Raw genomic sequence first — 25,171 nt, forward strand, 5'->3', positions numbered from 1 at the left:
GAAGAAAGGCAGCGTCGCCAACGGACGTTGCCTCGTGATGTCTTGAAAAATGGCGCTTTTTTAGCAGAGACTAGCGCTATTCAGCGTGCTGTAATCGCCACAGAAAGGTTTGCCGCGCGTGGGCTAAGCGCGGCTGGCGCAGTGCACCCGGTACCCAGGCCAGATAGTAATCCAGCTGCGTTGTGCCGACAGGAGGCGGAATAATGGCAAGCTCCCCCGTATCCAGCAGGTCCTGACATAAATACACCGGCATCACTGTCCAGCCAAATCCACTGGTCAGCACGCGGCGCAGCGCACGCAGATCCTGACTCACCACGGCGGGCACCAGCCCCTTCTCCTCCATGCGGTTCTTCTTCAACCAGTGATCGATCAGAGGAAACTCAAGGTCATACGCCAGCATCGGTTCCTGCGCCAGCGCCTGCGGCAGATCGCCCGTCTGCAATAGCCGTTCGACAATCGCGGGAGCCGCCACCGCCTGTAGTGTCGCACTCTTTAACAAATCGCTTTTCAGCCGCTTATCCGTCACCGGGTGTGCCGTTATACCCAAATCACAGTGCCCTTCCAGCAGCATCTGTTTAATCAAATCGCCGTCACCGGTATGCATATGCACCCGCACGCCCGCTTCAAGCAGCGGCAATAGCTGCTCCGACACCACTTCAGCCATGAAATCCGCATGACCAATGATATGCAACGTCCCTGAGACGTCCATTGACCTCGCGCGGGCAGACGCCAGCGCTGCCTCGGCCTCATCGAGCTTGTCCCCCAGATCCGCAGCTAAGTCGTCTGCCGCCGACGTTGGCGTCACACCATTTGCCTGACGCTCAAAGAGACGCCGCCCCACCGCCACCTCCAGCCCGGCAATGTGCTGCGACACCGCCGGCTGAGTCAGATTGAGCGCGCGCGACGCTCCGCTAATCGAGCGCTGCCGATAGACTTCCACAAATGTGCGTAGACGAATGAGTGACATACAGTACCTATAGAGACTGAGATATAAAATTATTTATACCCCTCGAATAATAATCTTGTTGGCGGACGGATCAACCCCTGCCGTATCCTTTACCCCATCTTGAGTGACCCGGAAACCCCGGCTAACTTTCTGTTTTCTCTGGTAATCGACGACTAAAAGGGGACAAAACATGTCGACACAACAATCCAAAAAGGATTTACAAGCCATCCTGAATACGATGAAGCGTGCTCACATTGCATCTGGCCCAGCCGATGCCGCGCTGCGTCAAGATCGCTTACAGCGCAGCATCAACCTACTCCGTGAAAACCATGCGGCGCTCGCGCAGGCCATGAGTGATGATTTCGGCCATCGCAGCCTGTATCACTCGTTCGCTGCCGACATCGGCATCACGCTGAAAATACTTCAGAACGCCATCGACAACGTTGAACGCTGGATGCAGCCAGAATCCGTGGATGAACCGGCTCCCGGCATGCAGGCGTGGATTCAGCATCAACCGCTGGGCGTGATTGGCGTGATCAGCCCGTGGAACTTCCCGGTAAACCTGTCATTCGGCCCGCTGGCTGACATTTTTGCCGCCGGTAATACCGCGATTCTGAAACCGTCAGAACTCACACCGCGTACGTCTGAACTACTGGCAGAACTGATTGCCCACTATTTTGATCCGCTGGAATTGGCCGTGGTGCTGGGGGATGCAGAAATTGGTCAGGCATTCAGCGAACTGCCGTTCGATCATCTGGTCTTTACCGGCAGCACCGCCGTTGGGAAACACGTGATGCGCGCCGCAGCAGAGAATCTGGTGCCGGTCACGCTGGAGCTGGGCGGCAAATCACCGGTCGTGATTGATCGCAGCGCAAACATCACCGAAGCCGTTGAACGCACGCTGACGGTGAAAACCTTCAACGCCGGGCAAATCTGCCTATCACCGGACTACGTTCTACTGCCCGAAGGCCAAGAGCAGGCTTTCCGCGATGCGGCGAAAGCGTTTATGCAGAAAAGTTTCCCGACGCTACAGGCGAACCCGGATTACACGTCTATCATTGCTGACAAGCATTATGATCGCCTGATTCGTATTCTGAAAGAGGCTGAGCAGCAAGGCGCGATCGTCGTCAGTCTGGCACCGGAAGGCGAAGCGTCCTACGATGCGAAAAGCCGCAAAATTGCTCCGCATCTGGTGTTCGGCGTACATGATGATATGACGATCATGCAGGAAGAAATTTTTGGCCCGCTGCTGCCGATTAAAACCTATCAGGCGGCAGAAGAACCGATTAACTACATCAACGCGCATCCACGCCCGCTGGCGGCGTATCTGTTCAGCAACGATGACGCTATGCAGCAGCGTTTCGCTGCCAGAACGACATCAGGCGCGCTGGTTATCAACGATGTGATGACGCACGTGTCTATCGACACACTTCCATTCGGTGGCGTCGGCGCATCCGGCATCGGCGCATATCACGGCGTTCACGGATTCCGCCGTTTCAGCCATGCCAAACCGATTGTCATACAAAGTGAAGATGGCGCGTCTAACCTGACACTGCGTGCGCCTTACCATGAAAAACAAGACGCGATCGTTGCCGTCCTGAAAGGGTAATCGGCAGCTTTCACCCAATCATCCTGCAACCATAGAGAGAAAAATAATGAAAATTTTAATGGTCCTGACTTCTCACGACAAACTGGGCAACACAGGCAATAAAACCGGCTTCTGGCTGGAAGAGTTTGCCGCCCCTTATTACACCTTTAAAGATGCAGGTGCCGAGCTGGTGCTCGCCTCCCCTGCTGGCGGCCAGCCGCCTCTCGACCCGAAAAGCGATCTGGCCGATTTTCAAACTGAACTGACGCATCGCTTTAAAGCGGACCCAGCTGCGCAGCAGGAACTGGCCAATACGGTAAAACTCGATACCGTCAACGAACAGGATTTCGATGCGGTCTTCTATCCTGGCGGTCACGGCCCGCTGTGGGATCTGGCAGAATCGCCAGTCTCTATCGCGCTCATCGAAGCCTTTGTACACGCCAACAAGCCGACCGGGTTTGTCTGCCACGCGCCAGGCGTACTGATTCACGTGAAAGCAGAAAATGGCGACGCGCTGATTAAAGGCCGCAAAGTGACAGGCTTCACCAACGGTGAAGAAGAAGCGGTTCAGTTGACGGACGTCGTACCTTTCCTGATTGAGGATGAGTTCAAGAAACTCGGCGGCCTGTATGAAAAAGGCCCTGACTGGGCACCGTACCTCGTTGAAGACGGCAAGCTGATCACCGGTCAGAACCCGGCAAGCTCGGAAGTGGTTGCTAAAGCGATTCTCAAGCAGCTGGCTTAATCCGCGCTATCCCCTCATTTGTCTGTGTCTAAAAAACAGGGCCGCATCACGATGCGGCCCTGTCATTAAATGAAGCTATCCTACGATACTCTAAATAATTCGAGATGCGTGACAAAACGTTAGCGTTTTGAACAACGCTACGCGTTGACCCTTTAGGGCAAGGCCCATTTATGGCCTTGTAACGCGGCAACTGCACGACAAATCGGTTAGAACCGATTTGAACAGCGCTAGCGCTGGCCCGAAGGGTGAGCTTCATTTATGAAGCTCATTAATCCCCAGGAGCTTACTCAAGTAAGTGACTGGGGTGAGTAAAGGCAACCAACGCACAAGCAGCTTGAAGTATGACGAGTATCATCAGGGTGGAGATAATATTGTATCCACCTGCTGCGCGGTTAAATCGATACCGTAAAAGCGCTGATAGAAATCATGCGTCTCTTTTGCCATATCAATGTGCTGCATCTGCTGCGGATACAGCGTTTTTGCCAGCCAAAGAAACTGCAACGCCTGCTCCGACGTTTCTCGACACCACCAGAACATCCCTAGCGGATTCGCATAAACGCGCCCCTGTTTTACCGCACGTAGCTGCTGCCACTGCGCATCCTGCCGAATCGCCTTCGCATCGTCAGCCCGCATCGTAATAATCACATCGGGATCGGCCTGAAAAATCTGCTCAAGCGACACGGGTGCCGTTGTCACGCCAGAACGGCTAAACCACGGCTCCGCCACGTTGATCGCGCCGCCCAGATCCATCCAGTCCTGATTCAACGAAGGACGCCCCGATGTCGTTAGCGGATCGCCAACCGCATGGTAGACCTTCACACGCTGCTGTGACGAAATATTTTGGATCACCTCCGTCACGCGCCTGACGTTATCCTGATAGTAGGCGGCAAAATCCTGCGCCCGACGCGATGCGTCCGGCCCCAGAACCTCACCGGTAATCAGCGTGCGTTCGACCATTGCCGCCAGCGAGTTATAACGGAGCGGTACAATAGCAATCCCCGCTTTACTCAGCGCTTCCGCTTCAGCAACCGGCACGCTGTCCGACACGAAAAAGACCTGAGCACGACGAGAAATCAGCGCTTCCGTATTAATTCCCATGTTTCCGCTATGAGCGACCAGCGATGCCTGCGTAATGGACGGCACAAACTGGCGGAACAGCGGCATATCGCGCACGAGTTTCGTCGTCCCGACAATACGATCGCCATAGCCCAGCATCGCCAGTATCGAGTTTTGCGCATTCCACGAGGTGGCAACCCGCTCAACCGTCGCGGGCACCGTCACAGTGCGATCGCCGTAATAGTGAATCGTCCGCGTAGCGGGTTCAGGCGTTTCCGCCTGAACCAGATGCACGCCAGAGAAACTCACCGCCAACAACACTAACGCATTGAGCAAATACTCGCGATACCGCGTGGTAAGGTTACGTTTCAACATCACACTCACCAGTCAACGGTCAGAGAAGCGCGAATTTCACGTGGTTCGCCGACAAACGCATTGGCACCGCCGTTAATACCGTCCGTGCTGCCAGGGAATATCGAAGCCCAGTAACGTTCATTGGTGACGTTATTGAGTGCAACACGAAATGCCGCAGGCTTATCGTACAGTTTGAAGCCGTAGCGTGTGCCCAAATCCAGCGTAAAGTAGCTACCCGCCCAGGTTGTGTTGGTGTCATTGGCCGCACGTTTACCGGTGTAGTGAAGATTCGCGATATAGACCAGATTAGGCGTAGACGGATGGCTGTATTCCGTCAGCAGATTGGCCTGAATCTTCGGCACCCCGACCACTCTCTTGTCACGCGTTGCAGCTAATTCGGTGTCCTTCAGCTTGGGATCCAATAACGTCATGCTGCCGTAAAGGTGCAAGCCGGAAAGCACTTCACCATCCGCCATCAATTCCAGACCTGTATTGACCTGATTACCCTGCTCTTTGAATACGTTATCTGAGGCGACATACGCGAAGGGACGTTCCAGACGGAAAATAGCCGCGTTCAGGTTCATCCCATCCCACTGCGATTTCACACCCGCTTCATATTGCGTACTGCGATAAGGCTTCAGCGTCTGCCCTTTATTCACCACATAATCATCTGTTGGCGCAGTGCCGCCCTGTTCCAGTGAATCAGCATAGGCGACATAGGTCATCACGTTAGGCAAGGGCTTATACATCAATGACACAGTCGGACTGGTGCCAGTATCGCGTGTCACTCCACCATCAGAGCCAAAACTGCGTGAGGTGATCCAACTTTGGCTCACCACGCCCATCGCCGACCAGCGTTCGTTGAACGTAACGGTATCGCCAGCGGTGATAGCCTGCTGACTGGTACGGCTGGATTTATAGCGACCCGATCCCAGATAGAAACGCCCATCGCTAGGATCGGTATAACTACGCGGTGAATCAATGGTGCTGTTTCCCAACGGGAAGCGCTTGCTATTCCCCAGTCCGTTATAGATTGTCCATTGGTATCCGGTGGTGCTGAATACCACATCATGAGAAGGCCCGTTCGTATCAATATGGCCGTTCAGTTGCAACGTATTGCTCAATACCTTAAAGCGTCCAGCGGTATAAGGCTGCGTCAGAGAGGTACTCACAGTGCCCTGATTGTTAGTAATCGCATTCGACAGCGAGCGCATACCACGATCGGCAGTTTGATAACCCACCCCGCCCGAGGCATACCAGTTATTGTTGAAGTAGTGCTTCAGGCGTGTGCTGGCGGTTTTCGTCACCAGATCGAGTCCCGCAAAGCTCTGCCCGTATCCCTGTTTTGTCACGTCCGGTGCACTAGGTAACTGAATCGTCGGACCATAGGAAAAGCCACTGGCATAACCCATTTTTCTGAAGCGATACTCGCTGGCGTTAACTTCCAGCACCGTGTCGGGTGAGAGATTCCAGTCAAACGCGACGCTGGCGAGTTGCCGTCTCAGCGTGCTGTTGCTGATACTCCCCTCGCCTTCATCGTGCAGCAGGTTGATGCGATAGCCGAACTGGTTTTCATCACCCAGATGTCCACCGAGATCGGCATGGCCCATCGCAGCGCCTTTACCGGAATAGCCTGCGGTAAAGCGGTTCAGCGTTTGTGCCGTGGGCCTTTTCTGCGTGAAGTTAAACTGGCCGGACGGGCTGGCAGGCCCATACAGTGCGCCAGTCAGGCTGTTAATCACATCCAGCCGCTCCAGCATTTCGACTGGGAATGCCGTGGTAGAAATAATGTTTAACCCATCCAACCGGCTGTTCGCCAGCACATCGCCTTGCATGCCACGGCTTTGCGGGCGGCCAACGTCAATGCCCCCTCGCGCTTGCATCTGGCTGGACGCGCTGTATTTCAGGAGGTCGTTAACGTTCTTCGCCTGCTGATTGGCAATCATGGCTTCCGTCACGGTCGTGGTCGAATACGGCGTATCTAACCGTGAGCGTTTCCCCAGCGGCCCGATCTCCACATCATCGGTCGTCATACCTGCGCCAGCCAGATTCGCATTCGCCTCACTACGTTCCGCTTTGACGACCATAACATCGGCCGCTTTTGCCTTTTCGTTGACCTTGCTTGTTGTCGGTTCGGCGCTCAATACAGGTGGAACAACCACCATCAATGCTGGCAATAACCACTGTGCTTTTTTTCTATTATTTTTTCTTGGGGCTTTCATCTGCTATGTCCCTGTTGGTCAATATTATGTCAATAATCGATATGTAAATTTTTATATATCGCTGCATACTATACAGACATGACAAAAAGAAAATAAGGCGAGTCATAGAGGGATTTATTTTATAAAGCGTTGAATTTTAAAAATTAAAATATAAAAACGGGGAGTATAACCGATACCACAAAGTGGGCAGCGGATATTCAGGAAAAGGAAGGAACAGAGCGTTTTTCAACGTTGCATCGCAACGGATAGAGGGGTGACGAACAGGGATGTCTGCCATAAAAAAATCCAGAAACATTTTCACGCTTCTGGATTTTTAGGGTTAATCACGTTGGTGTAGATCAGGCCGCGTTCTCAGCGAGCTGATGACGCCAGAGACGTAATTATTGGCCTTTAACTTCTTTCAGGCCATTGAACGGTGCAGCATCACCCAGCGCTTCTTCGATACGAATCAGCTGGTTGTATTTAGCAACACGGTCAGAACGGCTCATAGAACCGGTTTTGATCTGACCTGCTGCGGTACCAACAGCCAGGTCAGCGATGGTTGCATCTTCAGTTTCGCCTGAACGGTGAGAGATAACAGCCGTGTAGCCTGCATCTTTCGCCATTTTAATTGCAGCCAGCGTTTCGGTCAGAGAACCGATCTGGTTGAATTTGATCAGGATGGAGTTAGCGATGCCTTTCTCGATACCTTCTTTCAGGATCTTGGTGTTGGTTACGAACAGATCGTCACCAACCAGCTGGATTTTGTCGCCCAGAACTTTGGTCTGGTAAGCGAAGCCAGCCCAATCAGATTCGTCCAGACCGTCTTCGATAGAGACGATTGGGTACTGTTTGGTCAGATCTTCCAGGAAGTGAGTGAATTCTTCAGAGGTGAACGCTTTGTTGCCTTCGCCAGCCAGAACGTATTTACCGTCTTTGTAGAATTCAGACGCTGCACAGTCCATCGCCAGGGTGATGTCTTTGCCCAGCTCGTAGCCTGCTGCTTTTACCGCTTCTGCGATAACGGCCAGCGCTTCGGCGTTGGAACCCAGGTTTGGCGCATAGCCACCTTCGTCACCAACAGCCGTGCCCATACCTTTGGATTTCAGAACTTTAGCCAGGGTGTGGAACACTTCAGAACCCATACGGATGGCTTCTTTCAGCGTTTTAGCGCCAACAGGCTGAATCATGAACTCTTGGATATCAACGTTGTTATCCGCGTGCTCGCCGCCGTTGATGATGTTCATCATTGGCAGTGGCATAGAGTATTTACCTGGGGTGCCGTTCAGTTCAGCGATGTGAGCATACAGCGGCAGACCTTTTGACGCAGCTGCTGCTTTAGCGGCAGCCAGAGAAACGGCCAGAATAGCGTTAGCACCGAACTGAGATTTGTTGTCAGTACCGTCCAGGTCGATCATGATCTTGTCGATGTTCGCCTGATCTTTCGCGTCTTTACCCAGTACAGCCTGAGCAATCGGGCCGTTAACAGCAGCAACGGCTTTCGTTACGCCTTTGCCCAGAAAACGGGATTTGTCACCGTCACGCAGTTCCAGTGCTTCGCGAGAGCCAGTAGAAGCTCCTGATGGCGCAGCAGCCAGACCTACAAAACCACCTTCCAGATGAACTTCCGCTTCAACAGTTGGGTTTCCGCGTGAGTCGATGATTTCACGGCCGATGACTTTAACAATTTTGGACATTAGATTTTCCTCAGTACAAGTTAAACTAAAACTTTAGATAGAACTAAAACCCTAGACGAACAACGCGCGATAGCGATCGCGCGTTGCTGATATAACTCTTACTTCACCTGACGCTTCTGGTACGCGCCAGCGGCTTTCACAAAGCCGGCAAACAGGGGATGTCCATCTCGCGGCGTTGACGTGAATTCCGGGTGGAATTGACAGGCAACGAACCAGGGATGATCGGGTAATTCAACAATCTCCACCAGTTTGCGGTCGGCGGAAAGACCAGCAACCCGTAATCCCGCCGCTTCAATCTGTTTCAACAGCATGTTGTTAACTTCATAACGATGACGGTGACGTTCGATAATCGTCTGCTCACCGTACATCTGACGCACCAGACTGCCTTCGGTCAGATGGCATTGCTGCCCGCCAACGCGCATGGTGCCGCCCAGATCGCTAGCTTCATCACGGACTTCAACATTGCCGTTCTCATCACGCCATTCGGTGATCAGCGCAACCACCGGATACTTACAGTCTGGCATAAACTCCGTTGAGTTTGCGCCTTCCATTCCGGCAACGTTACGGGCAAATTCCATTAATGCGACCTGCATCCCCAGGCAAATGCCCAGATAAGGGATATTGTTCTCACGGGCGTAGCGCGCCGACATGATTTTCCCTTCGACGCCACGATAGCCAAAACCGCCGGGAATCAGGATAGCGTCTAAATCTTTCAATACTTCGACACCACGGGTTTCAACATCCTGTGAGTCGATCAGCTTGATATTTACCGTCAAACGGTTCTTCAACCCGCCGTGTTTCAGGGCTTCAATCACGGATTTGTAGGCATCCGGCAGCGCAACATATTTGCCGACCATACCGATAGTGACTTCACCGCCCGGATTCGCTTCTTCATACACAACCTGTTCCCATTCTGACAGGTTCGCTTCGGGACAGTTCAAGCTGAATCGTTTACAAATATAATCGTCCAGCCCCTGTGATTTCAATAGCGACGGGATTTTATAAATCGAATCAATGTCTTTAAGGGAGATTACTGCTTTTTCTGGCACATTACAGAATAAAGCAATTTTTGCACGCTCATTGGCCGGCACGGTACGGTCGGAACGGCAAATCAGCACGTCGGGCTGAATACCTATGGAAAGCAGTTCTTTAACGGAGTGCTGCGTCGGCTTGGTTTTCACTTCGCCCGCCGCCGCCAGATACGGCACCAGCGTCAGGTGCATAAACAGCGTGTGTTCGCGGCCCACTTGCACCGCCATCTGCCGAATCGCTTCAAGGAACGGCAAAGATTCGATATCGCCGACGGTACCGCCGATTTCGACCAGAACGACATCGTGGCCTTCGCCACCTTCAATGATGCGCTCTTTAATCGCGTTGGTGATATGTGGAATCACCTGAATAGTCGCGCCCAGATAGTCACCACGACGCTCTTTGCGCAGGACATCAGAGTAGATACGGCCAGTGGTGAAGTTGTTGCGGCGCGACATTTTAGTGCGGATGAAACGCTCGTAGTGACCCAAGTCCAGATCGGTTTCGGCGCCGTCTTCGGTGACAAACACTTCACCGTGCTGCGTCGGGCTCATCGTGCCCGGATCCACGTTGATGTACGGGTCCAGTTTCATGATGGTAACGTTGAGGCCACGGGCTTCAAGAATAGCCGCCAGAGAGGCTGCGGCAATGCCTTTACCCAGAGAGGAAACGACCCCGCCGGTCACAAAAATATAATTAGTTGTCATGCTGAACCTGAGAGTTTAGGTTTAAAGACGATGGAGGTACCAAGACGGGAAAGTAGTATACCTGAACCTGATGAACGCCACAAATGTTCGTTTTACACAATGTGGCGATTCCAACACACTCGAAGGCGAGGTAAAACCGCCCTTACCACAACCAATAATTACCTTTAATAACAATGCAATAAACTCATTAAAATCGATAAAAATACGGTTTGTGATTAAAAATGGATTAATGGCCTATTTCCTGTTTTTTCACCTGCTGCCATGCGGCTTCCATTTCATCCAGCGTCGCCTGTTCCAGCGTTTTTCCCGATGCCGTAACGATTTGTTCTACCTCACGAAAACGACGAGTGAACTTGCGATTTGCCGCCTGCAATGCATTCTCAGCCTTGTGCCCCAGGTGACGAGAGAGATTGACTGTAGCGAACAATAAATCACCAATCTCTTCACCTAATTTTTCTTCATCGACAACGGCTTGCCGCGCTTCGTGCATCACCTCGTCGATCTCTTCATACACTTTGTCGAGCACCGGGCCCAGGCTGTCCCAATCGAAGCCCACAGACGAACAACGCTGCTGAATTTTCTGCGCTTTCATCAACGCAGGCAACGCATCAGGAATGTCATCCAACGGCGAATGACGATCTTTCTCCGCACGCTCCTGCGCTTTGGTCTGCTCCCAGTTTGCCAGCACGGCATCGCTGTCCGTCAGCGTCAGGTCGCCGAAAATGTGCGGGTGGCGGCGTTCCAGCTTGTCGCTGATGGCGTTACACACATCGGAGAAATCGAACAGGCCCTTTTCCTGCGCCATTTGCGCGTAAAACACCACCTGAAACAGCAAATCCCCTAGCTCACCGCGCAAATCATCGAAATCCTGACGGCTGATGGCATCCAGCACTTCATACGTTTCTTCCAGCGTATAGGGCGCGATAGTGTCAAAGGTCTGTTTCTTGTCCCACGGGCAGCCATTTTCGGGATCGCGCAGGGTTTTCATGATGGCGAGCAGGCGCTCGACGGGGGGTATATTCGTCAAAGGTACGGTCATAATATTCCTGAAAAAATTTGTGTAAAAATAGCAAAACACGGCAGCCAACTTCGGCTAAAAAGCGCCAAGACATCACTATTTTCATTTCAACGGCGTAGAAAATTGTGCTGAGATGCACATGACCGCCGAGTGAGCCGCATGGATGCGGCGAAAACCTGTGCCGCGTAGGACAAAAACGTCAAAAACGTTTTTGAACAGCACTTGTGCTGGCCCGAAGGGCGAGCCCCATTTATGGGCGAGTAAACGCGTCACAGGTGGCTCGACAGCGGACATGTTCATCGAAGGAACCGCAACGCGGCACAATTCTCGCCAAAAGCCTGGGTTCTGAGGGATGCGGCGTCTGAGCATCCCTCAGTCGGGCGTGGCAATGGTGCCACAAAGAACATTACAGCTAATCACGCACGAAACCTTTCACCACACCCGCACAAGGTTTTCAACTGGCTGATGGTGAAATCAATATTTACGCTCCTTGCTGGCGCCGCGCGTCGATCACATCCGGCAGTTGGTTGAGTTTCGCCAGAATGCGGCTTAGCACCTGCAGGTTGTAGATCTCGATATCCATATCAATCGTGGCCAGTTGCTGCTTGGTGTCGCTACGGCTGGCGACACCCAGTACATTGACCTTCTCATTCGCCAGAATCGTGGTGATATCCCGCAGCAGCCCGCTACGATCGTTGGCAATCACCCTCACCACCAGTGAGTAGCCGCTGGAGTAGCTTTCACCCCAGACAGCATCGACAATGCGTTCCGGCGAGCTGGCGCGCAGTTCGTCCAGCTGTTCACAATCGGCACGGTGAATCGAAATTCCCCGTCCGCGCGTGATAAATCCGGTGATCTCATCGCCCGGAATCGGCTGGCAGCAGCGGGCAATGTGGTGCATCAGATTGCCGACACCTTCTACCACCACGCGGCCGTTGTCTTTCGTGTTGCGTGCCGCTGGCTGATGCGATTTTTGCGTCAGCTGACGCAGCGCTTCACGATCCAGCTCTTCTGCGCTCGGCTGTTTTAACTGCGATTGCAGGAAATTCACCATCTGGTTCAGGCGAACATCACCGCCGCCGATAGCAGCCAGTAATTCATCCAGCGAATTCACGTTGTAACGTGGCAGCAGCAGTTTTTCGGCTGCTTTCAGGCTGACACCCAGATGTGCCAGTTCGTCATCCAGGATCTGTCGACCCGCCAAAATGTTCTTGTCGCGATCTTGCTTACGGAACCAGTTCTGAATCTTCGAACGTCCGCGACTGGTGGTGATATACCCCAGATTCGGGTTCAGCCAGTCACGGCTCGGGTTCGGTTGCTTCTGGGTGATGATTTCAATCTGATCGCCCATTTGCAGTTGGTAGGTAAACGGCACGATGCGTCCGCCGATTTTCGCCCCGATGCAGCGGTGCCCGATATCACTGTGGATGTGATAGGCAAAATCCAACGGCGTGGAGCCTGTGGGGAGATCCACCACATCGCCTTTCGGCGTAAAGACATAAACCCGATCGTCAAACACCTGGCTGCGAACTTCGTCCAGGACGTCATTCGAATCCGCCATTTCTTCCTGCCAGGCAAGCAGTTTACGCAGCCAGGCAATGCGGCCTTCGTAGCCGGAACGTCCGCCCACGGAGGTGCCTTCTTTGTATTTCCAGTGTGCCGCCACGCCCAGTTCGGCATCTTCATGCATCTGCCGTGTACGAATCTGGATTTCGAGCGTTTTCCCGCCGGGCCCTAACACCACGGTGTGGATGGACTGATAACCGTTTGGTTTAGGGTTAGCGACATAGTCGTCGAACTCGTCCGGCAGATGGCGATAGTGGGTATGCACGATACCGAGCGCGCCGTAGCAGTCCTGCAAGCGCTCAACGACAATACGTACCGCACGCACATCGAACAGCTCATCGAACGACAGCGCCTTCTTCTGCATCTTGCGCCAGATGCTGTAGATATGCTTGGGACGACCGTAGATCTCCGCCTGCACGCCCTCTTCTTTCATCGCGTTGCGCAGCGTTTTGACAAAATCGTCAATGTACTGCGCGCGATCGATACGGCGTTCGTGCAGCAGCTTGGCGATTTTTTTATATTCATCAGGATGCAGATAGCGGAAGCAGAAATCCTCCAGCTCCCACTTCAACTGGCCGATACCCAGGCGGTTAGCCAGCGGCGCATAGATATTGGTACACTCTTTGGCCGCCAATACCCGTTCTTCTTCCGGGGCATCCTTCACTTCACGCAGGTGCGCAATTCGCTCCGCGAGCTTGATCACCACGCAGCGGAAATCTTCCACCATCGCCAGCAGCATGCGGCGGATGTTATCGACCTGCTCAGACGCGCCGGAATCATTCTGCGTCGCTTTGAGCTGGCGGATTGCATCCATATCGCGCACGCCATGCACCAAATCAACGATGTTTTTACCAAACGCGGCTTCCAGCGTCGCCTCGTCGACCACGTTCGCATCGGCCAGCGGAAAGAGCAGCGCCGCGCGCATGCTGTCATTGTCCATGCTGAGCGTGGACAGAATTTCCACCATTTCAATGCCGCGCCACAACAGTAGCGATGCATCGGCGTGATCTTGCGTTTGCTGCTCACAGTAACGCCAGGTTTCGGCTAAACGTTCACACGATTGCTGGCTGGAAATACCCAGTGAAGCAATCCACGCGTCAGGGACAAATTCACCTGCCGTATTCAAATGCGCACTTCTTACCGCAACCATAATTTCTCCCTACGTTACCCTTCACCTTGCAAACGACGCCGCTTTGCTGCCTGTTACGCCTTTCGCGTGCCGGTATCGTGCAAAAACAGTGCCATCGACTCAAGGTGACCGGTATGTGGAAACATATCCAACATGGCGACATTCGCCAGCCTAAAACCTGCGGCCAGTAATACTTTGCTGTCGCGTGCTAGCGTCGTGGCGTTACAGGAGACATACACCACGCGTTTCGGTGCCAGTCTGGTTATCTGCTCCATCACGCCTGCCGCGCCTGCACGTGCCGGATCAAGTAATATCTTATCAAAACCCTGAGCCGCCCACGGCTGCTGGGTGACGTCATCTTCAAGATTTTGGTGAAAAAATGTGACATTGGACAGCCCATTGCGTCGGGCATTCTCGCGTCCTTTCTCAACCAACGCGGTCACACCTTCCACGCCGACGACGCTAGCGGCGCGCTGTGCCAGCGGTAGCGTGAAGTTACCCATGCCACAAAACAGATCTAATATTCTATCCTGTGGTTGCACATCCAGCCATGTCAGCGCCTGCGCGACCATCTGCTGGTTCACCGCGTCATTGACCTGAATAAAATCGCGCGGGCTAAAGGCCAGCGTCAGCCCGGCAACGTGATAAACCGGTTCTTCACCCTGTAGACACGTCAGCGAGTCGGCATCCGGTGCCAGATAAACCGAAACGCCCTGCTGCTGCGCAAAATCACGCAGCGCCTGCTGATCCGATGCATGCAGTGGATCAAGGTGCCTCAGCACCAGCAGCGGACCGTTCTCCGCCTGCACCAGTTCCACATGCCCAAGACGCTTCACCGCCTTTAATCGGCTCAGGCAGTCGCGCAGCGGTTGCAGCAGCGCTTCAAGCTCGGGGCGCAACACCGGACAGACTTTGATATCCACCAGATCGTGAGAATTTGACTGCCGATAACCCATCAACAAGCGCTGCTCTTTTGCCTGAAAGTATAACGCAAGCCGCGCACGCCTCCGATAGGCATAAGGTGTGCCGGCAATCAGCGAGGCTTCAGGCAGCTCTGCGCCTGTTTCCCGCGTCATCAGGCGCACCAATGCAGCCGTTTTGCTGCTCTGTTGCAGCGTGATGTCTGCGTGCTGCTGCTGGCAGCCGCCGCAGCGGGTAAAATGGGGGCACGGCGGCGTAACACGCTGCGGGCTAGGCGTCAGAAGGCGTTTCAGTTTTGCATGCGAAAACTGACGCTTCTCTTCCGTCAACTGAACCTCGGCCTGCTCTCCCGGCAGTACACCCGTGACAAACACCGTCTTGCCTTCGTGACGCGCCACCCCCTGCCCAAACGGATCAAGCGACGTGACCGTAACAGTGAGGTTCTTAGCAGGAATCGCTTTCCGGGTCGTCACACGCCGGTTTGGAGAGTAGAATTGCGCCATAATGTACTATCGATTTTCTCTTGAGTTGAACGGCTGTACCCGAATACCCGTCATACTTCAAGCTGCATGTGCGTTGGCTTTCCTCGTTCACCCCAGTCACTTACCTAAGTAAGCTCCTGAGGATTCACTGTGTCGCCGCCTTCCTGCAACTCGAATTATTTAAGGTATAACTAATGACATAATAGGGTGCCTAGCATCCCCTAATTCTCCCACATTGGAACCCCATGACCAAATACAGTCTTCGTGCACGGATGTTGATACTGATTTTGGCACCGACGCTGATGATCGGGCTGCTGCTGAGTTCGTTCTTCGTCATTCATCGTTACAATCAGTTGCAGTCGCAGTTGGCCGATTCGGGTACCAGTATCATTGAGCCGCTGGCGACCATCAGCGCTTACGCTATTACCCATCGCCAGATGGACACGATTCCCGCGTTAATCAATACGCTTCATCGCCGCCACTCCGCGATTATTCGTACCATTAGCGTGTTCGATGCGCGTAATCAGCTTCTGGCGACCACCAACGTACGCAACAACGTGACATTGCAGCCGCTCAGCAGCGATGCGCTTGCGCACAATAAACTGCACCTGCACCACACGAATGACGCGCTGATTCTGCACATGCCGATCGTCAATGACAGCGAATTCATGCCGGGCGGAACAACACCGGTGCTGCCCGGTACCGCTACACCTCTCGGCTATCTGGTGATCGAGCTGGATACCAGCACCATTCGGCTTCAGCAGTATCAGGAAATCTTCATCGCCGCGCTCCTGCTGCTGCTCTCTCTGGGTGCCGCTGTCATCTTTGCCTATCGTCTGATGCGGGATGTCACCACCCCGATTCGTAATATGGTGGATACCGTTGACCGCATTCGCCGTGGGCAGTTGGATAGCCGGGTCGAAGGTTACATGCTCGGCGAACTGGATATGCTGAAAAACGGCATCAACTCGATGGCAATGTCGCTGACCGCCTACCACGAAGAGATGCAGCAAAATATCGATCAGGCGACCTACGATCTGCGGGAAACGCTGGAGCAGATGGAGATCCAAAACGTCGAGCTGGATCTGGCCAAAAAGCGCGCGCAGGAAGCGGCGCGCATAAAATCAGAGTTTCTGGCAAATATGTCGCACGAACTGAGAACGCCGCTGAATGGCGTGATCGGTTTCACCCGCCAGACGTTGAAGACGCCGCTGAACACCACGCAGACGGACTATCTGCTCACCATCGAACGGTCCGCCAATAACCTGCTGAATATTATTAACGATGTGCTGGATTTCTCGAAGCTGGAAGCCGGAAAACTGGTGCTGGAGGATATTCCTTTCTCGCTGCACAACACGCTGGACGACGTTGTGATGCTGCTGGCGCACACGGCACATGAAAAAGGATTGGAGCTAACGCTCAGTATTCAGAATGACGTGCCCGAACAGTTTGTCGGCGATCCGCTGCGGATACAGCAAATCATCACCAACCTGCTGGGCAATGCGATCAAATTCACTGAACAGGGCAATATCGATATTCGGGTGGAGAAGCGTCGACAGGAATCTCATCAGGTGCAGCTAGAGGTGCAAATACGCGATACCGGCATCGGTATCGCCGAGTTACAGCAATCGCAGCTGTTCCAGGCTTTCCGTCAGGCCGACACCAGTATTTCACGCCGTCATGGCGGTACGGGGCTCGGGCTGGTCATCACCCAGCGTCTGGTCAAAGAGATGGGGGGCGATATCAGTTTCCAGAGCCAGCTCAACAAGGGATCGACCTTCTGGTTCCACATCACGCTGCCGCTCAACCCGCACGCTATGCCGACCGAGCCAGCCTACACGATGCTGCAAGGCAAACATCTGGCCTACGTTGAGTACCATCCCATCGCTGCGCAAGCCACGCTGGATATCCTGAGCCAGACGCCGCTTATCGTGAGCTACAGCCCGACGTTTGAGCAACTGCCGGAAGGGGAGTTCGATATCCTGCTGCTCGGTATTCCCGTGCAATATCGCAACACCCTGCTCGACTACACGCCCAGACTGCGCGATATCTGCCGCCGCTCGCCTTGTGTGATTCTGGCGCTGCCCAGCCTCGCGCAAATGGATGCCGAGCAGTTGAAAACCTTCGGCGTACATGCCTGCCTGAGCAAACCGCTCGCCGCGTCACGCCTGCTGCCGCTGTTACAGGACAGTACGCTGTTCCAGCTCTCTTTTCTGCCGGACGATGCCGCACCGAATCAGGGTGTCGTACGCCATCCCGCCCGTTTGCCGCTGCGCGTGATGGCGGTGGATGACAATCCGGCTAATCTGAAACTGATAGGCACGCTGCTGGAAGAGCAGGTCGAGACGATTATCCTGTGCGAAAGCGGACAAGATGCGATTGCACAGGCAGAACTGAATCAGTGCGATATTATCCTCATGGATATTCAGATGCCGGGTATGGACGGCATTTGCGCCAGCGAGTTGATCCGTCAGATTCCTCATCATGCCACCACGCCGATCATCGCGGTGACGGCGCAGACCATGACCGGTGAGCGCGAGCATCTGCTGCGTTCGGGTATGGATGACTATCTTGCTAAACCGATAGACGAACAGATGCTGAAAAGCGTGCTGACACGTCATGCACGGCAAGATCCGTTGAAGCGCAATCAGGGCGATATGACAGGATTACTGAACGAGCACGACGATAGCCAGCTATCACTCGACTGGGCGCTGGCGCAGCAACAGGCGGCCAACAAACCAGAACTGGCGCGTGACCTGCTGCAAATGCTGTTGGATTTCTTGCCGGAGGTTCAGCGGAAGATAGAAAACGTGCTGAAGGGCCAGACGGATGATGGCATCATCGAGCTGGTTCATAAACTGCATGGCAGTTGCAGCTACAGCGGCGTTCCGCGTCTGCAACGCATCTGCCGCTATCTGGAACAACAGCTGCGTAAAGGCGTTCACGCCAGCGATCTGGAACCCGAATGGCTGGAGCTGCTGGACGAAATCGACAACGTCAACAAAGCCGCCCAACCGCATATCAACCCTATGCATTCGTAATCAATATCCCCACGTCATATTTTATGTGGCTGTGGAGACAGTTTCGTGCGCTTTGCTGTTATCCGGCGTAAAAAATTATGCTGAGGAGATAGCGGGCTTCGGATGAGCCGCAGGGACGCGGCGAAAGCTTGCGCCACGTCAGACAAAAACGTCAGAGACGTTTTTGAACAGCACTCGTGCTGGCCCGAAGGGCGAGCCCCATTTATGGGGCGAGTAAACGTGTCGCAAGCGGTCCGTTAAGCCAGATACCGACGAAGGCACCGCGTCAGCGGCATAATTTCCCGCCTAAAGCCTGGGGTCACGGGGCGAGCGGCGTTTGAGCCGTCCCGTGTCGGGCGCGTGCTGCGAAGTAGCATGAAATAGCCGTATTGTGGCGCACGAAACCGTCTCTCAGTCTGCATAAAATATATAGATAAGGCACTGACTAACCGTAGCGCCATCCCATCACGATGACGATCAACGCGATACCGACTGCGCCAGTCGGATCGTGGCAGCGATATTACGTGCCGTCATCCGTACATTCTCTGCCGCATTATCCAGTGCTTCTTCGAGTGAGCAGATGTTATAAAGCACGCTGAATACGGCATCCAGGCCATGTTCATGCACCACGGCGACATCTGCCGTCAGGCTGCCAGCAATGCCAATCACCGGTTTATTATACTGTTTGGCAACCCGCGCCACGCCAATCGGTACTTTGCCGTGGATCGTCTGACTGTCGATGCGCCCTTCCCCGGTAATCACCAGCGTGGCATCTCGTACCAGTTCATCCAGCCCCAACGCTTCAGTGACAATCTCAATGCCCTGACGCAGCTCAGCACCGCAAAAGGCCTGTAGCGCCGCCCCCATACCGCCCGCCGCCCCCGCACCGGGAACGTGTTCCACGTCCATATCCAGATCGTGGCGAATCACCGCCGCATAATGCTTCAGCGCATTATCCAGCTGTTCAATCATCTCCGGCGTTGCCCCTTTCTGAGGGCCAAAAATCGCCGACGCGCCCTGTTTCCCCGTCAACGGGTTAGTCACATCGCAGGCCACTTCAAAGCGACAATTTTTAATACGCTCATCCAGCTCGCTGATATCGATGCGTTCAAGTTTGTCGAGTTCACCACCGCCAAAACCAATCTGTTCGCCCTGCTTATCCAGCAACTTCGCGCCCAGCGCCTGCACCATGCCTGACCCACCGTCATTGGTTGCGCTTCCGCCAATCCCGATGATGCAGTGCCGAACACCGTGATCCAACGCACAGCGAATCAACTCGCCCGTGCCATAGCTGGTGGTTTTTAACGGATTACGCAGTTGCGAAGGCACCCGCTCCAGACCACTTGCCGCCGCCATCTCAATAAAAGCCGTTTTTTCATCGCCAGACAGGCCAAAGAACGCATCGATGTTATCGCCTAACGGTCCTGTCACCTTAACATTCACAATCTTGCCATCGGTCGCAGCGACCATGGCTTCAACGGTGCCTTCCCCACCATCTGCAACAGGCAATTTGACATAGCAGGCATCGGGAAATATTTCACGAAATCCCTTTTCAATCTGCGTAGCAACATCTTGTGCAGACAGGCTTTCTTTATAAGAATCCGGTGCGATCACTATTTTCATAAACGATCCGATTTCATCAACGTTCCGATTGCATCAATAATCCGCGCGCTCATGAAACGGCGCTTATACCTGCCAACGTTCAGGGCAGAAGATCCTGAAACCCAGTAGGTAGATCAGAGTGATTATCTGCCAGTCGGCTGGCATCCTGTGCCAGCCTCGTGACTATCGCTTCACGGCTTATCGCGTAACTTCAACTTTGGCCAGCTTCTCGTAGTAACACGCCAGCGCACTGTGGTCGGCCGATCCCAGATCGTCCGCTTTCAGTGCCTGCATCATTTCCATCACCGCCGCGGTTAACGGCAGCTGTGCACCAACGCCGTGTGAGGTATCCAGCGCGTTTGCCAGATCCTTGATATGCAGATCGATGCGGAAACCTGGCTTAAAGTTACGATCCATCACCATCGGAGCTTTCGCATCCAGCACGGTGCTGCCCGCCAAACCACCGCGGATCGCCTGATAAACCAGATCCGGGTTAACGCCTGCTTTCGTTGCCAGCACCAGCGCTTCAGACATGGCGGCAATGTTCAGCGCCACAATCACCTGGTTCGCCAGTTTGGTCACATTACCCGCGCCGATATCACCGGTATGCACAACGGAACCTGCCATGGATTTGAGAATCTCAAAGCAACGGTCAAACTGCGCTTTGTCGCCACCGACCATCACGGACAGCGTGCCGTCGATCGCTTTAGGCTCACCGCCACTGACCGGCGCGTCCAACATCGCGATCTCTTTCGCCGCCAGTGCGGTAGCAATTTCACGGCTGGCAAGCGGGGCGATTGAGCTCATGTCCACCACAATGCTTCCGGCGCGCGCGCCGTCGATGACGCCGTTTTCACCCAGCACCACGTCTTTAACGTGCGGAGAGTTAGGCAGCATGGTGATGATGACATCGCACTGCTCTGCAACCTGTTTCGGCGTTTCAGCCGCTGTAGCACCCGCTGCAACCACTTCCGCGACCGCGTCCAGATTTCGATCCATCACGACTAATGAGTAACCTGCTTTCAGCAGATTTTTACTCATCGGTTTTCCCATAATGCCCAATCCAATAAAACCAATTTTCATCGCCCTAACCTCATTGTCTGATGTAGATATCTCTTCAATTCACGATGAACCCGCCTCATGGCGGATCCGATTCGCACGGAATGACTGAATTTGCTGACAAAGTACGCCGAGCAATGGCAATGGGTAGATCGTAAAGACGCTGCAAGTACGTCCCTGTAAGCTCGAGCCGCGCCATCCCTGGCGCGGACGCTTTACTCTTCTATCCCATTACCATCGTTCTCGTTCCGTAAATAGGTTTGTCAACGGCCTGAATTACTTCTTGTACTTGTCGCTCAGCGCCTGTGTTGCGCTGCGGAACACGCCCAGATCGCTACCGACTGCAACGAAGCTTGCGCCCCATTCCAGATAGCGACGCGCATCGGCTTCAACCGGAGCCAAAATGCCGCACGGCTTGTTATGCGCCGCGGTACGATCGAAGATGTGGCGGATCGCCTTCTGCACCTCAGGATGGTTAGGCTGACCGAGATAGCCCAGCGCCGCAGACAGGTCGCTCGGGCCAACAAACACGCCGTCTACGCCGTCAACCGCGATAATCGCATCCAGATTGTCGAGGCCATCCTGACTTTCGATTTGCACCACGACGGTAATGTTGTCGTTAATCTTGGCGAAGTAATCCGGTTCGGTGCCATAGCAGTTGCTACGGTGCGCCACGGAAACCCCGCGAATTCCCGCTGGTGGATAACGGGTTGATGCAACCGCACGCGCGGCTTCTTCCGCCGTTTCCACGAAGGGAATCAGGAAGTTATTGAACCCAATATCCAGCAGTCGCTTAATGATGATCGGCTCATTGCACGGCGGACGGACGACGGGTGCGCTGTGGCTGCCTTTCAGCGCCATGAGCTGAGGAATAAACGTCACGATATCGTTAGGCGCATGCTCTCCATCCAGCACCAGCCAGTCGAATCCCGCCAGCCCCAGCACTTCAGTTGAAATCGGGTTGCCCAGCGCACACCAGCAGCCAATCAACGTTTTCCCCTGCAGCAAATCTTGGCGAAAACGGTTAGGTAACAGCGGAGTCTTCATTTTTTATCCTCGGTCATTCCAGCGCCGCTTGCCTGAAGCGGCGCGCTCAAAAAACGGAAAATCAGAACGTTAGCGAACCAGACACGGACGTTTATTATCAAACGTCCACTCAGGGATAAGGTACTGCATTCCCATGGCGTCGTTACGTGCGCCTAATCCCATGTTTTTATACAGTTCGTGTGCTTTCATCACCTGGTCCATATCCAGATCGACGCCCAGACCCGGTTTCTTCGGCACTTCCACCATGCCGCCAACAATCTGCAACGGTTCTTTCGTCAGGCGTTGGTTGCCTTCCTGCCAGATCCAGTGCGTATCAATCGCCGTAATCTTGCCCGGCGCAGCCGCGGCGACCTGAGTAAACATGGCCAGTGAAATATCAAAGTGGTTATTGGAGTGAGAACCCCAGGTTAAGCCCCATTCGTGGCACATTTGCGCCACGCGAACGGAACCTTGCATCGTCCAGAAATGCGGATCGGCCAGCGGGATATCGACCGATTGCAGCGAAATGGTGTGCCCCATCTGCCGCCAGTCGGTGGCGATCATGTTGGTCGCGGTAGGCAGCCCCGTCGCACGACGGAATTCCGCCATGACTTCACGCCCGGAGAAGCCTTGCTCCGCGCCGCACGGATCTTCCGCATACGCCAGCACGTCGCGGAGCTGTTTGCCCAGACCGATAGCTTCATCCAGCGACCAGGCACCGTTGGGATCCAGCGTGATACGCGCCTGTGGGAAGCGTTTTGCCAGCGCGGTAACCGCCTCGGCCTCTTCGCTACCGGCCAGTACGCCGCCTTTCAGTTTGAAATCGTTGAAACCGTATTTTTCGTACGCGGCTTCAGCCAGACGCACGATGGTCTCTGGCGTCAGGGCTTCTTCGTGACGCAGGCGATACCAGTCGCATTTCTCATTAGTCTGGCTCTGGTAAGGCAAGTCGGTTTTATTACGATCGCCGATGTAGAACAGGTAGCCCAGCATCTCGACGGCATCACGCTGTTGACCATCGCCCAGCAGCGAGGCCACGCTGACGTTGAGGAATTGCCCCAGCAGATCGAGCATGGCGGCTTCGATCCCTGTGACGACATGGATAGTGGTACGCAGATCGAACGTCTGCAAACCACGCCCAGAAGAATCGCGGTCAGCGAACTGCGCACGCACCGCCGTCATCACGTTTTTGTATTCGCCCAGCGTTTTTCCCACCACCAGCGCGGCAGCATCCTCCAGCGTCTGACGGATTTTCTCACCGCCGGGAATTTCACCGACACCGGTATTCCCGGCGTTATCTTTCAGAATCACAATGTTGCGAGTGAAATAAGGTGCATGTGCGCCACTCAGGTTGAGCAGCATACTGTCGTGACCTGCAACCGGAATAACCTGCATGTGAGTAATCACCGGCGTTGAACTTTGCAATGTCATTTTCTTATCCTTTCTCTCTCATTTTTCTATGTAGGGTTAGCGGCCAAAAACCGGGCGTTTACGATCAAATTTCCAACCAGGAATCAGGTACTGCATGGCGACGGCATCATTACGTGCCCCGCTCGGTAATTTTTTGTACAAATCGTGGGCTTTCATGACCTGTGCCATATCCAACTCAACCCCCAGACCGGGGCGATCAGGCACCTTAATTTTGCCGTTGACGATTTGCAGTGGCTCTTTGGTCAGATGCTGCCCTTCCTGCCAGATCCAGTGCGTATCAATCGCCGTCGGGTTGCCCGGTGCCGCAGCCCCCACATGCGTGAACATCGCCAGAGAAATATCGAAGTGGTTATTGGAATGGCAGCCCCACGTCAGACCCCACTCATCACACAGTTGGGCGACGCGCACCGCACCGTGCATCGTCCAGAAATGCGGATCGGCCAGCGGGATATCGACCGCCTGTAGCATCACGGCATGGTTCATTTCGCGCCAGTTGGTGGCAATCATGTTGGTCGCTACTGGCAGCCCGGTGGCGCGGCGGAATTCCGCCATCACTTCACGGCCGGAGAAACCTTGTTCGGCACCGCACGGGTCTTCCGCGTAGGTCAGAATGCCCTTCATGTCTTTGCACAACCCAATCGCTTCATCCAGCAGCCAGGCACCGTTTGGATCGACGGTGATACGCGCATCCGGGAAACGTTTCTTCAGCGCCTTCACGGCATCGATTTCCTGCTCGCCGGGCAACACGCCGCCTTTGAGTTTAAAATCTTTGAATCCGTAGCGGTCAGTTGTGGCTTCGGCCAGACGCACAATCGCTTCGCTGTCCATCGCCTGCTGGTGACGCAGGTGATACCACTCGTGCTTGCCTTTCTCACCAGATAAATAAGGTAAGTCCGTCTTCGTGCGATCGCCGATATAGAACAGATAACCGAGTACGGTGACTTCATCACGCTGTTTACCGGGTCCCAGCAGCTCGGCAACGGGAACACCCATGAATTGCCCCAGCAGATCGAGCAGCGCCGCTTCGAGTGCCGCCACCGCATTCACGCGCAGCTCAAATGTCCAGGCACCTTTGCCGAAGGAATCAAAATCAGAAGATTGGTTGCCGACATGAATGTCATGAACCAGACGGTTCATACGGGCGATTTGCTCGCCTTTCACACGGGGAATCGCCTCAACCAGCGTGTTGTAAATGACTTCACCACCGGGCGCTTCGCCGACACCGGTATGCCCGGCGCTGTCGGTTAAAATGACGAGGTTACGCGTGAAGTAAGCACCATGTGCACCGCCGATGTTCAACAACATGCTGTCATAGCCCGCAACGGGGATGACTTTCATGTCGGTAATCACAGGCGTCGCTGAAAAGTTTGTCATGACAGGCTCCCGTCATGAATGGCGCGCACAGAATTGACGCTTAGGTTTCCGATGTGTGCCACAACGCAGGGGCGCGCTGAGGCGGATGAAAATAATTCAGTCATACAGAAATAAAAAAAAGATGGTGCACCAGTAGATGATTTCATGTTGTTTTCCTACTTTATTAGCGCGACCTTGTTTTTACTCTGATTTGAACTGAACACTGCTTGTAGGGTTATCA

General features: G+C 54.1%; 16 protein-coding genes. 3 read left to right on the forward strand and 13 right to left on the reverse strand.

Translation table 11 applies throughout. The features are described 5' to 3' along the window. Window positions 1-76: 76 nt before the first annotated feature. Entirely contained in the window at window positions 77-967 is an 891-nt protein-coding gene (locus NXT09_RS06650; protein WP_039486189.1) for a LysR family transcriptional regulator, read from the reverse strand. Window positions 968-1,136: 169 nt separating this feature from the next. Here NXT09_RS06650 and NXT09_RS06655 point away from each other — a divergent pair, with 169 nt between their 5' ends. Both NXT09_RS06655 and NXT09_RS06660 read left to right on the forward strand, forming a co-directional pair. Next, window positions 1,137-2,555 (forward strand): coniferyl aldehyde dehydrogenase, encoded by a 1,419-nt coding sequence (locus NXT09_RS06655; RefSeq protein WP_268579217.1) that lies wholly within the window; start codon window positions 1,137-1,139, stop codon window positions 2,553-2,555. A 46-nt stretch (window positions 2,556-2,601) separates the two neighbouring features. Next, complete coding sequence (locus NXT09_RS06660; RefSeq protein WP_268579218.1) at window positions 2,602-3,279, forward strand: type 1 glutamine amidotransferase domain-containing protein; 678 nt, start codon at window positions 2,602-2,604, stop codon at window positions 3,277-3,279. Window positions 3,280-3,633: 354 nt separating this feature from the next. Here NXT09_RS06660 and NXT09_RS06665 read toward each other — a convergent pair whose 3' ends face one another. The 7 genes from NXT09_RS06665 to rlmD form a co-directional block, all read right to left on the reverse strand. Then, a complete protein-coding gene (locus NXT09_RS06665) occupies window positions 3,634-4,710 on the reverse strand; it encodes an ABC transporter substrate-binding protein (protein WP_268579219.1) in 1,077 nt (358 codons plus the stop codon). Between the two features lie 5 nt (window positions 4,711-4,715). After that, on the reverse strand, window positions 4,716-6,911 hold the full coding sequence (locus tag NXT09_RS06670) for a TonB-dependent receptor (protein ID WP_268579220.1): 2,196 nt from the start codon (window positions 6,909-6,911) through the stop codon (window positions 4,716-4,718). Window positions 6,912-7,291: 380 nt separating this feature from the next. Next, window positions 7,292-8,587, reverse strand: coding sequence for a phosphopyruvate hydratase (eno, locus tag NXT09_RS06675; protein ID WP_010305823.1), 1,296 nt, complete (start codon window positions 8,585-8,587; stop codon window positions 7,292-7,294). A 98-nt stretch (window positions 8,588-8,685) separates the two neighbouring features. After that, complete coding sequence (gene pyrG, locus NXT09_RS06680; protein ID WP_010305827.1) at window positions 8,686-10,323, reverse strand: glutamine hydrolyzing CTP synthase; 1,638 nt, start codon at window positions 10,321-10,323, stop codon at window positions 8,686-8,688. Between the two features lie 226 nt (window positions 10,324-10,549). Next, a complete protein-coding gene (gene mazG / locus NXT09_RS06685; protein ID WP_268579221.1) occupies window positions 10,550-11,362 on the reverse strand; it encodes a nucleoside triphosphate pyrophosphohydrolase in 813 nt (270 codons plus the stop codon). A gap of 460 nt (window positions 11,363-11,822) precedes the next feature. Then, window positions 11,823-14,057 carry a GTP diphosphokinase gene (gene relA / locus NXT09_RS06690; RefSeq protein ID WP_240583672.1) on the reverse strand — a complete coding sequence of 745 codons (2,235 nt, stop codon included), beginning with the start codon at window positions 14,055-14,057 and terminating at the stop codon, window positions 11,823-11,825. Between the two features lie 53 nt (window positions 14,058-14,110). Beyond that, complete coding sequence (gene rlmD / locus NXT09_RS06695) at window positions 14,111-15,460, reverse strand: 23S rRNA (uracil(1939)-C(5))-methyltransferase RlmD (RefSeq protein ID WP_268579222.1); 1,350 nt, start codon at window positions 15,458-15,460, stop codon at window positions 14,111-14,113. Between the two features lie 224 nt (window positions 15,461-15,684). On the opposite strand from rlmD, the gene barA reads away from it, so the two are divergent. Further along, window positions 15,685-18,480, forward strand: coding sequence for a two-component sensor histidine kinase BarA (gene barA / locus NXT09_RS06700; protein WP_268579223.1), 2,796 nt, complete (start codon window positions 15,685-15,687; stop codon window positions 18,478-18,480). Between the two features lie 456 nt (window positions 18,481-18,936). Here the strand turns inward: barA and NXT09_RS06705 are convergent, their stop codons facing one another. The 5 genes from NXT09_RS06705 to NXT09_RS06725 form a co-directional block, all read right to left on the reverse strand. Beyond that, complete coding sequence (locus NXT09_RS06705) at window positions 18,937-20,082, reverse strand: glycerate kinase (protein WP_014916492.1); 1,146 nt, start codon at window positions 20,080-20,082, stop codon at window positions 18,937-18,939. 177 nt (window positions 20,083-20,259) lie between these two features. Continuing rightward, complete coding sequence (gene garR / locus NXT09_RS06710; protein WP_267882692.1) at window positions 20,260-21,174, reverse strand: 2-hydroxy-3-oxopropionate reductase; 915 nt, start codon at window positions 21,172-21,174, stop codon at window positions 20,260-20,262. A 222-nt stretch (window positions 21,175-21,396) separates the two neighbouring features. After that, on the reverse strand, window positions 21,397-22,167 hold the full coding sequence (gene garL / locus NXT09_RS06715) for a 2-dehydro-3-deoxyglucarate aldolase (RefSeq protein WP_119888568.1): 771 nt from the start codon (window positions 22,165-22,167) through the stop codon (window positions 21,397-21,399). A gap of 69 nt (window positions 22,168-22,236) precedes the next feature. Beyond that, on the reverse strand, window positions 22,237-23,577 hold the full coding sequence (gene gudD, locus NXT09_RS06720; protein WP_268579224.1) for a glucarate dehydratase: 1,341 nt from the start codon (window positions 23,575-23,577) through the stop codon (window positions 22,237-22,239). A gap of 36 nt (window positions 23,578-23,613) precedes the next feature. Further along, entirely contained in the window at window positions 23,614-24,951 is a 1,338-nt protein-coding gene (locus NXT09_RS06725; protein ID WP_268579225.1) for an enolase C-terminal domain-like protein, read from the reverse strand. Between the last annotated feature and the right edge of the window lie 220 nt (window positions 24,952-25,171).

It is taken from the genome of Pectobacterium jejuense (assembly GCF_026800125.1).
Lineage (GTDB): Bacteria > Pseudomonadota > Gammaproteobacteria > Enterobacterales > Enterobacteriaceae > Pectobacterium > Pectobacterium jejuense.

What these genes read in the sequence shown, in the direction of transcription:
- NXT09_RS06650 (WP_039486189.1), bottom strand. Translation starts at nt 967, where the DNA reads ATGTCACTCATTCGTCTACGCACATTTGTGGAAGTCTATCGGCAGCGC.
- NXT09_RS06655 (WP_268579217.1), top strand. Translation starts at nt 1,137, where the DNA reads ATGTCGACACAACAATCCAAAAAGGATTTACAAGCCATCCTGAATACG.
- NXT09_RS06660 (WP_268579218.1), top strand. Translation starts at nt 2,602, where the DNA reads ATGAAAATTTTAATGGTCCTGACTTCTCACGACAAACTGGGCAACACA.
- NXT09_RS06665 (WP_268579219.1), bottom strand. Translation starts at nt 4,710, where the DNA reads ATGTTGAAACGTAACCTTACCACGCGGTATCGCGAGTATTTGCTCAAT.
- NXT09_RS06670 (WP_268579220.1), bottom strand. Translation starts at nt 6,911, where the DNA reads ATGAAAGCCCCAAGAAAAAATAATAGAAAAAAAGCACAGTGGTTATTG.
- eno (WP_010305823.1), bottom strand. Translation starts at nt 8,587, where the DNA reads ATGTCCAAAATTGTTAAAGTCATCGGCCGTGAAATCATCGACTCACGC.
- pyrG (WP_010305827.1), bottom strand. Translation starts at nt 10,323, where the DNA reads ATGACAACTAATTATATTTTTGTGACCGGCGGGGTCGTTTCCTCTCTG.
- mazG (WP_268579221.1), bottom strand. Translation starts at nt 11,362, where the DNA reads ATGACCGTACCTTTGACGAATATACCCCCCGTCGAGCGCCTGCTCGCC.
- relA (WP_240583672.1), bottom strand. Translation starts at nt 14,057, where the DNA reads ATGGTTGCGGTAAGAAGTGCGCATTTGAATACGGCAGGTGAATTTGTC.
- rlmD (WP_268579222.1), bottom strand. Translation starts at nt 15,460, where the DNA reads ATGGCGCAATTCTACTCTCCAAACCGGCGTGTGACGACCCGGAAAGCG.
- barA (WP_268579223.1), top strand. Translation starts at nt 15,685, where the DNA reads ATGACCAAATACAGTCTTCGTGCACGGATGTTGATACTGATTTTGGCA.
- NXT09_RS06705 (WP_014916492.1), bottom strand. Translation starts at nt 20,082, where the DNA reads ATGAAAATAGTGATCGCACCGGATTCTTATAAAGAAAGCCTGTCTGCA.
- garL (WP_119888568.1), bottom strand. Translation starts at nt 22,167, where the DNA reads ATGAAGACTCCGCTGTTACCTAACCGTTTTCGCCAAGATTTGCTGCAG.
- gudD (WP_268579224.1), bottom strand. Translation starts at nt 23,577, where the DNA reads ATGACATTGCAAAGTTCAACGCCGGTGATTACTCACATGCAGGTTATT.
- NXT09_RS06725 (WP_268579225.1), bottom strand. Translation starts at nt 24,951, where the DNA reads ATGACAAACTTTTCAGCGACGCCTGTGATTACCGACATGAAAGTCATC.